Source organism: Streptomyces sp. NPDC085866 (assembly GCF_044541035.1).
GTDB lineage: Bacteria > Actinomycetota > Actinomycetes > Streptomycetales > Streptomycetaceae > Streptomyces.
Window position 1 is genome coordinate 84,682 of the sequence record NZ_JBITSQ010000014.1, and the last position, 12,195, is coordinate 96,876.

Below are 12,195 nucleotides of genomic sequence, written 5' to 3' on the forward strand. Positions count from 1 at the left end.
GGCAAGGGCGAACGCATCAAGCCCCGGGCTCCGGACCGACGTTCACGACCTGACCGATGACGATGACCGCCGGGGGCTTCACGTCCTCGGCGCGTACGGTCTCGGCGACCGTGGCGAGGGTCGCGTCCACACGGCGCTGGGCGGCCGTCGTGCCCTCCTGGACGAGGGCGACGGGGGTCTCGGGCGACCTGCCGTGCGCGACGAGCGTCTCGGCGATCTTCCCGATCTTGTCGACGCCCATCAGGATCACGAGCGTGCCGGTCAGCTTGGCCAGCGACGGCCAGTCGACCAGGGAGCGCTCGTCGTCGGGAGCGACATGGCCGCTGACCACGGTGAACTCATGGGCGACACCGCGGTGGGTGACCGGGATGCCGGCCGCGCCGGGGACGGAGATCGAGCTGGAGATGCCCGGCACGACCGTGCACGGGATGCCGACCTCGGCGAGCGCCTGGACCTCCTCCATGCCCCGGCCGAAGACGAACGGGTCGCCGCCCTTGAGCCGTACCACGGACTTGCCCTGCTTGGCGTGCTCGATCAGCGCGTTGTTGATGGCCTCCTGGGCCATGTACCGGCCGTACGGGATCTTCGCGGCGTCGATGACCTCGACGTGCGGCGGGAGTTCGGCGAGCAGGTCGCGCGGGCCGAGCCGGTCCGCGATGACGACGTCGGCCTCGGCGAGCAGGCGCCGGCCGCGGACGGTGATGAGGTCCGGGTCGCCGGGGCCGCCGCCGACCAGGGCCACGCCGGGGGTACGGGTGCGGTGGTGCGGGGCGACGAGGGTGCCGTCGCGCAGACCCTCGACGACCGCGTCGCGGATGGCGGCGGTGTGGCGGGGGTCGCGGCCCTTGGCGTCCGTGGTGAGGACGGCGACGGTGACGCCCTCGCTGTGGCCGGTCGCCGGGGTCCAGGCCGTCGCCTGGTCGGCGTCGTCGGAGCGGACGCACCAGACGCGGTGGCGCTCCGCTTCGGCGGAGGCCCGGGCGTTGGCCTCGGGGTCGCTGGTGGCGATGAGGGCGTACCAGGCGGCCGCGAGGTCGCCGTCCGCGTAGCGGCGCCGCTCCCAGGTGATCTCGCCCGCGTCCGCCATCGCCTCCACGGAGGGGGTCGCCTCGGGGGACACGAGGAGGATGTCCGCGCCTGCCGCGATCAGTGCGGGGAGGCGGCGCTGGGCGACCTGACCGCCGCCGAGGACGACCACTCGGCGACCGGAGAGGCGCAGGCCTACGGGGTAGGCGGGGTGTTCGGCCATGAGGGGCGGCTCCTCTTGCTGCTGTGCAGTGCGAGGCCTCTGCGGCGTTGCGGTGGCCCTGACGTGCGGATTTTACGTTGACTGCAGGAAAGGCGGTTCAGGCGTCCGGTGGCTGAACAGGGGGGCCGGGTGCGGCTGCGTGGTCCGTGCCCACCCGTTCCGCAGGGCGGAACGGGTGGGCACGGACCACGCCTGACCGACCGTCGGCCCGAAGCCGCCCCTACTTCTCGGTGACCCCCGCCGAATCGAAGGTCGCCACCTCGTGCATCGCCCTGGCCGTGCTCTGCACCAGGGGCAGGGCCAGGAGGGCGCCCGTGCCCTCGCCGAGGCGGAGGTCGAGGTCGACCAGGGGGCGCAGGCCCAGCTTGTTGAGGGCGGCGACGTGGCCGGGCTCGGCGCTGCGGTGGCCGGCGATGCAGGCGGCGAGGACCTCGGGGGCGATCGCGCGGGCGACCAGAGCCGCGGCGCCGGCGCTGACGCCGTCCAGGATCACCGGGGTACGGAGGGAGGCTCCGCCCAGGAGCAGGCCGACCAGCGCCGCGTGTTCGAAGCCGCCGATCGCCGCGAGGACACCGATCGGGTCGGCCGGGTCCGGCTGGTGGACTTCGAGCGCGCGGCGGACGACCTCGGTCTTGCGGGCCAGGGTCTCGTCGTTGATGCCCGTGCCCCGGCCGGTGACCTCCGCCGGGTCTGCGCCCGTGAAGACGGAGATGAGCGCGGCGGACGCCGTCGTGTTGGCGATGCCCATCTCACCGGTGAGCAGCGCCTTGTTGCCCGCTGCCACCAGGTCGCGGGCGGTCTCGATGCCCACCTCGATGGCCGCCTTGGCCTCCTCGCGGGTCATCGCGGGGCCGGTGGTCATGTCGGACGTGCCGCCGCGGATCTTGCGGGGCAGCAGACCCGGCGTGGCCGGCAGGTCGGCGGCGACACCGACGTCCACGACGCACACCTCGGCGCCGACCTGGTTGGCGAAGGCGTTGCAGACCGCTCCCCCGCCCAGGAAGTTGGCCACCATCTGGGCGGTGACCTCCTGCGGCCAGGGAGTGACGCCCTGGGCGTGGACCCCGTGGTCGCCGGCGAAGATGGCGACGGCCGCGGGCTCCGGGATCGGCGGCGGGCACTGCCGGGACAGGCCCGACAGCTGTGCGGAGATGATCTCCAGCATGCCGAGCGCGCCGGCCGGCTTGGTCATGCGCTTCTGGCGCTCCCAGGCCTCGCCGAGCGCCTTGGCGTCCAGCGGGCGGATCTGTGCGACGGTCTCGGCAAGCAGGTCGTGGGGTTCCTCTCCGGGCAGGGCGCGGCGGCCGTACGTCTCCTCGTGCACCACCCAGGACAGGGGGCGTCGCTTGGACCAGCCGGCCTGCATCAGCTCGGGCTCGTCCGGGAACTCGTCGACGTACCCGACGCACAGGTAGGCGACGACTTCGAGGTGCTCGGGCAGGCCGAGCGCGCGGACCATCTCCCGCTCGTCGAAGAAGCTGACCCAGCCGACGCCGAGGCCTTCGGCGCGCGCGGCGAGCCAGAGGTTCTCGACCGCGAGCGCGGAGGAGTACGGCGCCATCTGCGGCTGGGTGTGCCGGCCGAGGGTGTGGCGGCCGCCACGGGTCGGGTCCGCGGTGACGACGATGTTCACCGGGGTGTCGAGGATGGCCTCGATCTTCAGTTCCTTGAACTGCTTGGCCCGGCCCTTGGGCAGCGACTTGGCGTACGCCTCGCGCTGGCGCATGGCCAGTTCGTGCATGGTGCGGCGGGTGTCGGCGGACCGGATGACGACGAAGTCCCAGGGCTGGGAGTGGCCCACGGAGGGCGCCGTGTGGGCGGCCTCCAGGACGCGCAGCAGCACCTCGTGCGGGATCGGGTCGCTGCGGAAGCCGTTGCGGATGTCGCGCCGCTCGCGCATCACCTTCAGGACGGCCTCGCGCTCGGCGTCCTCGTAGGCCGGAGCGGCCGGTCCGGTGGACTGTCCTGCCTCTTCCACTGCGGCCGTGCTCTCTTCCTGGTCGGCGGCCCTGGTCTCCAGGTCCTCCGCGTGCTGTACGACGTCGGGGGCGTGCTCGTCGTCCGATGTGTCCGGTCCGGCAGCGGGCTCGGCCTCGCGCGGCGCGGGGACCGTGGCGACGGGCTCCTGCTGCTCCTGGGCGGGCAGGACGAGGGGATGCGGCGGGGTCGGCGCCAGATGCGGGGTGGTCGGCACCTGGCCCTCGACGGGCACGAACTGCCCGAGCGTCTGCTCGGGGTGCGGCTGCAGCGGGACGCCGGAGGGCAGCGGCTCGGTGGTGTCGGGGGTGGACTGCGCGGCCTCTGCGGCCGGGTCCGGCCCAACGGCCGGCGCGGACGGCGTCACGGCCTCGGGTGCCATCGGAACGGCCTCGGCGGGCTGGAGCTGCGGGCCGGCGGGTGCGGCGAAGCCGTTGTCCGGGGCCGGCGCCACCACGGCCTGCTCGGCGGCGTCCGGCGCCTGGGGCTGCGGCTGCTGCGGGGCGGTCACGGCATCGCCGTCCGGCGGGACGGGACCCGCGAGCTGCGGGCCCTGGGCCTGCGGGAGGGCGGGCTCGGGCGCCTCGGGCGCGACCTCCGGAAGCGGGGCCTGCACGGTGTCCTGCGCCGGGGCGAGGGGCTCCGGGGACTCTGCCGGTTCGGTTGCGTGCGCCGGCTCCGGCGTTGGTGCCTGCTCGGCGGCTGCCACGGGCTCGGGCGCCTGCGCCGGCTCGGCGGCGGGCGGGACCTGGGCGGCGGGGTCGGGTACAGCGGCGGGCTGGGCCTCGACGGGGTTGGCGGCGTGCGGGACGGGCTGGGCCGGAGCGACCGGGGCGGCTTCGGTGACGCCCTGAGCGGCAGCGTCGGCTTCCCCGGCCACGGCCTGCGCCGGAGCGGCGACGACCGCCTCGGCCGGCGCGTCCGCAGCCGCGGGGACCTCTGCCTGCACGGCGTCGGCGACGGGCGCGACCTCGACCGGCGGAACGGCCTCGACCGGCTGAACGACCTCGGCCTGCTGAACGACCTCGGCCTGCTGAACGGGTTCCGGTTGCTGAACGGGTTCCGGTTGCTGGATGAGCTCCGGCTGCTGGAGGGGCTCGGACACCTGGACGGGCTCCGCGACCTCCGCCACCGGCACGACCTCCGCCACCGGCGTGGACTCCGCGACCGGCGCGGCCTCCGGCGCCTGGACCGGTACGGCCTCCGGCGCCTGGACCGGTACGGCCTCCGGCGCCTGGACCGGTACGGCCTCGCCCTGCGCCGGCTGAACCGGAGCGCCCTGCTCCACCACGCCGGCCGCAGGGGCCACCTGGCCGGTCTCCGCGGCATGGACCGCCTCGGCGACCTCGGCCTCGGGCGCAGGAACGACCCCGCCGTCAGCGGCACCGCCACCGGCGGCATCAAAAGCGGCGGCGGCCTCGGGCCCCTGGCCCAGGTCCAGATCCCCCTGGGGGACGTAGACACCGTCGTGACCGTGCACCGGCTGCACCCCGTCATGACCGTGCACGGCCTGCGTCCGGACCGCCTCGCCGGGCACCTGCGTGGCCGCCTGCGTGGCGAGGCGGGTCATCGTGGCCTGGGCGGCGTCGGGCACGTCGGCGACGGCCTCGGGGGCCGCGGCCGGACCAACCGCTTCGGCGGCCTGGGCCTCCGTGCCGACCTGGGCCACGGCGACCGGCGCGGCGCCCCAGGGGGCCGCGTTCTGCGGAGCCATGTCGCCCAGCGGCTGGGCGTCGAGGTACTCGGGTCCGGTCGTGGCCGGTCCCGGCTGCCGTACCGGGGCTCCGGCGGGCCCGCGGTCGGCGAGGGAGCGGACCGGGCCGGCGGTGGTGTTGGGGATCGGCGGACCGAGATGCAGCGGCCGGCGCGCCTGCTGCGGCGCGGCCGCCGCATCGTGCGGGGCCGAGAGGATGGGTGACGGCGGCACGGACGCCGGTGTCGGATTCGGCAGTCGGACGCCGCTGAGGTCGACGGAACCGCTGTCCCGGCCGGCCGTCTCGTGCGGGCCCGGCTGGTGGACGGCCTCGACGACCGGTTCCGGGGCAGGGGGCTGCACTTCGTTGCCCCACGCGCCCTGGGCTCCCGGCAGCAACAGGTCTTCGTCCTCGGCGGGTGCCTCGGAGAGGTAGGTGTACGCGCCGTGCGCGGGGGCGCCCGGCTGTTCCACCATGCCTGCGCTCTCCGGCTGTCCCTCGCCCGGGACCTGGCCGGTGTCGGTCATGCGTACCCCTCGCCCATCGGTTAGTGCTTCTACGACCAGCTCACCCGGAACGGCGCACCGACCGCCCCGTAGTGAAGAACGAGCGTGCGTGCCCAGCGGCACGAACGACCCGCCCAAAAAAGGCGACAAAGCCATTCAGTGGCATTGTCCCGGCCGTTCAGCCGTCGCGACAGCATGATCCGCGACAGCCCGCTGTGGACTGCGCCACGTTGCGCGTCCTCGGGTTCTGCCGTACCACACCCACCCCAAAACGGGCACGTTTTCCGGACATTGGCGAACGAAGTTCCGGACCACCGATGCGGTACAACGATCGGCCAGCCTACCGCGCGCAGTACGACAACAGGATCACGGGGCGCGATCCGGCAGAACCCCGCTGAGCAGGAACGCAACGTTCCGCTCGGTCTCCGTCCAGGCTCTGGTGTCGAGTTCGACGGACTGGAGCAGGGCGCACTCGACCCGGTATCCGTGTTCGGTCAGGCCACGGCCGACGAGTTCGGCCTCGTCACGGGTCGCGGCGTGGGTCACGATGCGCTGCGGGCGGCGGTCGGCGACCGCGGAGACCACGGCCGCTCCCCCGCCGCCGACCCGTACGACGTCCGGTTCGGGCAGGTTTTCGAGGACATGGGGAGCGGTGCCCCGCACCACCTGGAGCTGGACACCGAAGCGGCGGGCGGCCGCCTCGGTCCGGGCGCAGGCGTCGGACAGCCGGTCGACGGCGATGACGGCGGCTCCGGCGCGCGCGGCCTCGGTGGCGAAGGCGCCGCTGCCGCAGCCGATGTCCCAGACGAGGTCGCCGACCCGGGGGCCGAGGCGGGCGAGTTGGGCGGCCCGGAGCAGCTGGGTCTCCCCTTCGCCGAGGCCGCCGCCGTACGCGTCGTACTCCTCGTCCGGCTGCACCCAGCCGCGCGGGCCGGTGCCCGGGTCGCGTCCGGCGATCCAGCCGCCGCTCTCGGCGGCCACGGCCGGGCCGCCGATGACGATGACGACGTTCGGGTCGCGCCAGGTGTGGTCGGGGGCCCTGTCGGAGGTGACGACGGAGACCTGCTCGCGTTCGGTGCCCAGTTCCTCGCAGATGACGAAGGTCCGGTGGATCCCGTCCATGAGCAGACCCAGTTCGGCGGGGCCGGCGCCCGGTGAGGTGAGGACGGCGACCTTGGTGTGGGCACGGCACACGTTCACGGCGCGGCGCAGGGTCCGCCGGTGGGCCACGACCACCTGGGCGTCGTCCCAGGGCATGCCGGCGCGGGCGAAGGCGGCGGCCACCGAGGAGACGGCGGGGACGACCTCGACCTCCAGGCCGAACTCCGGTGCGCGCAGGGCCCGTACGACGCCGAAGAAGCCGGGGTCGCCGTCGGCGAGCACGACCGCGGTGCCGCGGTGGGCGGCGATGCGGCGGGCGGCCAGCGCGAGGCTGCCGAGGCGGATGCGCTCGGCGGTGGGCGGGACCTCGGGGAGTGCCAGGTGGTGGGCCGCTCCGGCCACGAGCGTGGCGGCGCCGAGGGCGGCGCGTGCCGTGGCGGTCAGCGGAGAGCCGTCCCAGCCGATCACCGTGACCCGGTCGGCCATCGTCGTCAGTCTCCAGGTTTTCGCAGCTCGTCAGGGGTACGGGCCCGTCGGGCGGGCTCCGTGAGAGTACCTGGTGAAGGTAGCGGACGCGCGGTGCGGCGGGGCCGTGCGCGGATCCGGGCGCGCCTCACCGGGGTCAGTTCCAGTCGGCGTACGAGGTGAAGCCGCCGGTGTCGGCGAGCTGCCCGTCGGCGCCTTCGAGGTCCTCCGGGAGGAGGCTCCACACGATGAAGTCCGTGCGCAGGTCGGTCCAGGTCCCGTCCTCGGCACGGACGTGGACTATGCAGGCGTTGCGCAGCACGCCCTCGCTGATGCAGCCGATCTTCTGGGCGACCTGCTGGGAGGCCGTGTTGTCGGCGGCGGTGCGGATCTCGATGCGCTCGAACTTCTGGTCGCCGAAGAGCCACTGGGCGGTGGCGAGGGCGGCCTCGGAGGCGTAGCCCTCGCCGCGGGCCCAGGGGGCGACGATGTAGGACAGCTCGGTGGAGCGGATGTGCCAGTTGGTCTTGCCCAGTTGGACGATGCCGACGAGGCGCTGGGTGAGGAACTCGGTGACGGCGAGGTCCAGGCCGCGGCCGGCGGTGCGCTCGGTGGGCGCGTACTCGCTGATCCAGTGCCGGGCGTCGTCCTCGGTGAACGGCGGGGGGACGTCGGTCCAGGCACCGATCTGCTCGTCGTTCATCATCTCGGCCAGGGCGGGCACGTCGTCCTCGTCCAGGGGACGCAGCACCAACCGCTCCGTGCTGATGGAGATGTTGGGGAAGGTGCTAGTCATGCGCCACTCCGTAACCTTCGGAAAATCCTTGAGAGAGCATCAGGACCGTCAGGGCCCCGCTGAACTGCCCAGCATGCAGCATGAAACCACTGAACGGCACGAGGGGGCCCACCCCGGGTGAGGGAGTGGACCCCGTGCGTGGCGATACGCCGTATACGTGCCGTCGGACGAGCCGTCAGGTTCAGAAGGACGGGATGACCGAGCCCTGGTACTTGTCCTCGATGAACTTCTTGACCTCGGGCGAGGTGAGGAGCTTGGCGAGCTTCTTCACCCGCGGGTCCTTCTCGTTGCCCTTCTCGACCGCGAGGAAGTTGCCGTACGGGTTGTTCTTCGCGGACTCCAGGACGAGGGCGTCCTTCGCGGGCTTGAGGCCCGCGGAGATCGCGTAGTTGCCGTTGACGACGGCGGCGTCCACGTCGTCCAGGGAGCGCGGGGTCTGGGCCGCCTCGACCTCCTTGAACTTGAGGTTCTTGGGGTTCTTGGCGATGTCCTGCGGGGTGGCCTCGGTGCCGACGCCGTCCTTGAGCGTGATGAGGCCATTGGCGGCGAGCAGCTTCAGCGCGCGGGCCTCGTTGACGGCGTCGTTCGGGACGGCGACGGTCGCACCGCTTTTGAGGGCGTCGGCGCTCTTCACCTTGTGGGAGTAGAGGCCGAGCGGCTCCAGGTGCACCGTGACGACGGGCACGATGTGGGTGCCGCGCTTCTTGTTGAAGTCGTCCAGGTACGGCTGGTTCTGGAAGTAGTTGGCCCCGACCGAACCGTCCTCGGTCGCCGTGTTCGGCGTGATGTAGTCGGTGAACTCCTTGACCTCGAGGTCGAGGCCCGCCTTCTTCGCCAGGTTCTCCTTGACGAAGTTCAGGATCTCGGCGTGCGGGGTCGGGCTCGCGGCGACGACCAGCGGTCCGCTGTAGTCGGCGGAGGAAGAGGAGGAGGAACCCTTCTCCGAGCCGCAGGCGGTGAGCCCGAAGGTGAGGGCTCCGGCGGCGAGGACGGCGGTGGTGAGCTTGGCGGTGTTACGCACGAAAAGTGCCTTTCCTTAAGGGTGGTGCGACCCCGATTGGGGGGCGTCGGCGCGAAGCGCCGTCGTTGAGGGGTGGTGGTCGGGCGACGGGTGGGCGTACGGGGAGTCTTTGAGTGAGGGGTGCTCAGGGCGCAGGGGCGCTCAGGCGACCTTGGCGATGTCGGCTGCCTCGGGCTCCTCGGCCTTCAGCAGGCGCAGCTTCGTGGCCGGGCCGGAGCGGGCGCCGCGGTGGTGCAGGGAGCGGGCCGCGTAGTCGCCGGCGAACTGGATGAGCGAGATGACCACGGCGAGGATCGCGACGGTGATCCACATCAGCTCGGTCTCGAAGCGCTGGTAGCCGTAGCGGACCGCGAGGTCGCCGAGGCCTCCGCCGCCGACCGTGCCGGCCATGGCGGAGTAGCCGATCAGGGCGATGATCGTGGTGGTCGTGCTGGCGATCAGCGAGGGCAGGGCCTCCGGGACGAGGACCTTGCGGACGATCGTCCAGGAGTTGCCGCCCATGGCCTGTACGGCCTCGACGAGACCGTTGTCCACTTCGCGGACAGCCGTCTCGACCAGGCGGGCGAAGAACGGGATGCCGCCGATGGCCAGCGGCACGATGGCGGCGGTGGTGCCGATCGTCGTCCCGGTGACCCAGCGGGTGAAGCTCATCAGGGCGACCATCAGGATGATGAACGGCATCGAGCGGCCGACGTTCACGACCTGGCCGATCACCTTGTTGGCGACGACGTTCTGCAACAGGCCGCCCCGGTCGGTGAGGACGAGGAGGATGCCGAGGGGAAGGCCGGCGGCGACGGCGATCAGGGTGGACCAGGCCACCATGGCGAACGTCTCGCTACACGCCTGGGACAGCAGCGGCTGCATCGCAGACCAATCAGTCCAGGTCACTTGGCACCTTCCCTCACCAGCACGGGCTCCTGGCCCACGACGTCGATCTGCAGGCCCTGCTCGCGCAGGAAGCCGATGGGCACCACGTTCTCCTCGTAGCGGCCGGGCAGTTCGATGCGCATGCGGCCGATCTGGAGACCGCCGACGGTGTCGATGGCGGCGCCGAGGATCGAGATGTCGATGTTGTAGGTGCGCGAGAGCTGGGAGATGACCGGCTGGGTGGCGGCCTCGCCGTGGAAGGTGACGTCGAGAACGGTCCGGTCGGCGCCCGTGGCCTCGCCGCCCACCGGGAACAGGGCGGAGGCCAGCTCGGAGCCGGGGGTGGCCAGCAGCTCGCTGACCGTGCCGGACTCCACGATCCTGCCCTTCTCCATAAGGGCGGCGGAGTCGCAGACGGCCTTCACGACGTCCATCTCGTGCGTGATGAGCAGGACGGTCAGGCCCAGCTGCCGGTTCAGGTCGCGCAGCAGCTGGAGGACGGAGCGGGTGGTCTCCGGGTCGAGGGCACTGGTGGCCTCGTCGGAGAGCAGCACCTTGGGGTCGCCGGCGAGCGCACGGGCGATGCCGACACGCTGCTTCTGGCCGCCGGAGAGCTGGGCGGGGTAGGCCTTGGCCTTGTCGGCGAGGCCCACCAGGTCGAGGAGTTCGAGCGCCTTGCGGGAACGCTCCCTGCCCGACTTGCCGAGGATCTCCAGCGGCAGCTCGATGTTGTCCTGCACGGTTCGCGAGGAGAGCAGGTTGAAGTGCTGGAAGACCATGCCGATGCGGCTGCGCGCCCGGCGCAGCTCCTTGCCCGCGCGGGGGCCGCGGCCGGCGAGCGCGGTGAGGTCCTGTCCGGCGACGCTCACCGTCCCGGATGTCGGACGCTCGAGCAGGTTGACGCAGCGGATGAGCGAGGACTTTCCGGCGCCGGACTGGCCGATGACGCCGTAGACCTCGCCTTCGCGGACGTGGAGATCGACGCCGTCGAGGGCGGTGACCTCGCGGCCGCGGGAGCGGTAGACCTTGGTCAGGCCCGATGTGGTGATCACAGGGGTTTCCGTCACTGTCGAGTACGCGGGCGTGGGTGTGCCCGGGCACGGGTGCATTCATTGCATTCGTTCAGGGACGCGGCACGGTTCTCGCCGAGGCGGTGAACCGGGGAGAACGTCGTGTGCGCGGGGCGGCGTGCGTCACGCAGGCCGGGGATCCGGCGTGGGACAGGCCACGGCTCTCGCTTCGGGGCGCGAGGCTCAGGTGGTGCGGGGGCCCTCTAGAAAGCGCACATTCGGCACGAACACATACAACGAGCACCGGGCGTCAGGGTCGCCTCGGTCGCAAGGGTGCGGCAGCTCGTCGTGGTCATGCGATCAGTAAACCAGACCTACGGTGCTGACCGGCCGCCGCTGTCCGCATACTGGACAGCGGCGGACAGTTCTCAGTCGCGAACGGAGATCTCCACTCCGGCATCGGTGACCAGTGCGGACAGGGCCGACAGGTCCTTCACCACCAGGTCGGCGTCCAACTCCTCGGCCCGGTGGGTTGTGGCCAACGCCACGGTGGTCATGCCGGCCGCGCGGCCCGCCCGGAGTCCGGCGGGGGCGTCCTCGAAGACGACACAGTGGGCCGGATCCACGCCGAGCTGCCCGGCGGCGAGCAGGTAGGGCTCGGGGTCGGGCTTGCCGCGGGTGATGTCGTCGGCGGCGACGAGCGTCTTGGGCACGATGCCGACAGCGTCGAGGCGGGCCTCGGCGAGCCGCCGGGTGGCGGACGTGACGACGGCCCAGCGGTCGGCGGGGAGCGAGTCGAGGAAGTCCCGGGTCCCCGGCAGGAGCTGAACGCCCCCGTCGGGTACGTCCTCCACCTCCAGCTGTTCGACCCGGGCGACCGCCTCCGGCACGAGGTGGGCGGGCAGCAGGTCGGCGACTATCTCGGCCGCGGGCCGCCCGTGCAGCGCGACGCGCCTGAACTCCTCGGCCGTGACGCCGTACTCCCGCGCCCAGCACGTCCAGCAGCGCTCGACGGAGTCGAGGGAGGAGACGAGGGTGCCGTCGTTGTCGAACAGGAGGGCGCGCGCATGGATCGTCATGGTCTAGACCCTACGGCGTACGACGGGGTCGGCGGCGTCGGGCCATTTCGGCCGTAATAAGGTCACCGCATGCTCAACGCCCTGACGCTGGTGACCGGAGTCGCCGCGCTGCTGCTCGCCGCCTGGTGCGGCTGGGCCGCCTACCGGGACCAGCCGACCAAGGACTGGCACTTCATCGGCATGGCCGTGGTGTCGCTGGTGGCCGTGATCCAGCTGGTGGTCGGGATCGTGCTGCTGGCCCGGGGCGAGAAGCCGGAGCAGGGCACGACCATCTTCGTGGCCTATCTGCTGGGCGCGTTCGCGTGCGTGCCGGCGGCGGCCTTCATGTCCCTGGCCGAGCGGACGCGCTGGGGCTCGGTGACGGTGGCGGCCGGCGGCGTGGTCCTGGCCGTGCTCGAGGTACGGCTCTACGACATCTGGGGAGGCTGAG

At 72.5% G+C, this 12,195-nt stretch carries 9 protein-coding genes; 1 reads left to right on the forward strand and 8 read right to left on the reverse strand.

Features of this window, described 5'->3' with window-relative positions; genetic code table 11:
- Positions 1–16 precede the first annotated feature (16 nt).
- The 8 genes from cobA to ACIF83_RS32305 all read right to left on the reverse strand — a co-directional run bounded on the left by cobA (position 17) and on the right by ACIF83_RS32305 (position 11,765).
- Positions 17–1,249, reverse strand: coding sequence for a uroporphyrinogen-III C-methyltransferase (cobA, locus tag ACIF83_RS32270; protein WP_393475845.1), 1,233 nt, complete (start codon positions 1,247–1,249; stop codon positions 17–19).
- A gap of 220 nt (positions 1,250–1,469) precedes the next feature.
- Positions 1,470–5,447, reverse strand: a complete 3,978-nt coding sequence (cobT, locus tag ACIF83_RS32275; protein ID WP_399732205.1) for a nicotinate-nucleotide--dimethylbenzimidazole phosphoribosyltransferase — start codon at positions 5,445–5,447, stop codon at positions 1,470–1,472.
- Positions 5,448–5,792: 345 nt separating this feature from the next.
- A complete protein-coding gene (gene cbiE, locus ACIF83_RS32280) occupies positions 5,793–7,013 on the reverse strand; it encodes a precorrin-6y C5,15-methyltransferase (decarboxylating) subunit CbiE (protein ID WP_393475851.1) in 1,221 nt (406 codons plus the stop codon).
- A 136-nt stretch (positions 7,014–7,149) separates the two neighbouring features.
- Positions 7,150–7,788 (reverse strand): GNAT family N-acetyltransferase, encoded by a 639-nt coding sequence (locus ACIF83_RS32285; protein ID WP_399732208.1) that lies wholly within the window; start codon positions 7,786–7,788, stop codon positions 7,150–7,152.
- 181 nt (positions 7,789–7,969) lie between these two features.
- Complete coding sequence (locus ACIF83_RS32290; protein WP_399732211.1) at positions 7,970–8,809, reverse strand: MetQ/NlpA family ABC transporter substrate-binding protein; 840 nt, start codon at positions 8,807–8,809, stop codon at positions 7,970–7,972.
- A gap of 141 nt (positions 8,810–8,950) precedes the next feature.
- Positions 8,951–9,673, reverse strand: coding sequence for a methionine ABC transporter permease (locus tag ACIF83_RS32295; protein ID WP_399732417.1), 723 nt, complete (start codon positions 9,671–9,673; stop codon positions 8,951–8,953).
- A gap of 20 nt (positions 9,674–9,693) precedes the next feature.
- The gene (locus ACIF83_RS32300; RefSeq protein ID WP_399732214.1) at positions 9,694–10,785 is read right to left on the reverse strand and encodes a methionine ABC transporter ATP-binding protein; all 1,092 of its coding nucleotides are present in this window, start codon (positions 10,783–10,785) and stop codon (positions 9,694–9,696) included.
- Between the two features lie 329 nt (positions 10,786–11,114).
- Entirely contained in the window at positions 11,115–11,765 is a 651-nt protein-coding gene (locus tag ACIF83_RS32305; protein WP_399732217.1) for an HAD family hydrolase, read from the reverse strand.
- Between the two features lie 69 nt (positions 11,766–11,834).
- Here ACIF83_RS32305 and ACIF83_RS32310 point away from each other — a divergent pair, with 69 nt between their 5' ends.
- Positions 11,835–12,194, forward strand: coding sequence for a hypothetical protein (locus tag ACIF83_RS32310; RefSeq protein ID WP_399732220.1), 360 nt, complete (start codon positions 11,835–11,837; stop codon positions 12,192–12,194).
- The last annotated feature ends 1 nt before the right edge of the window (position 12,195 follow it).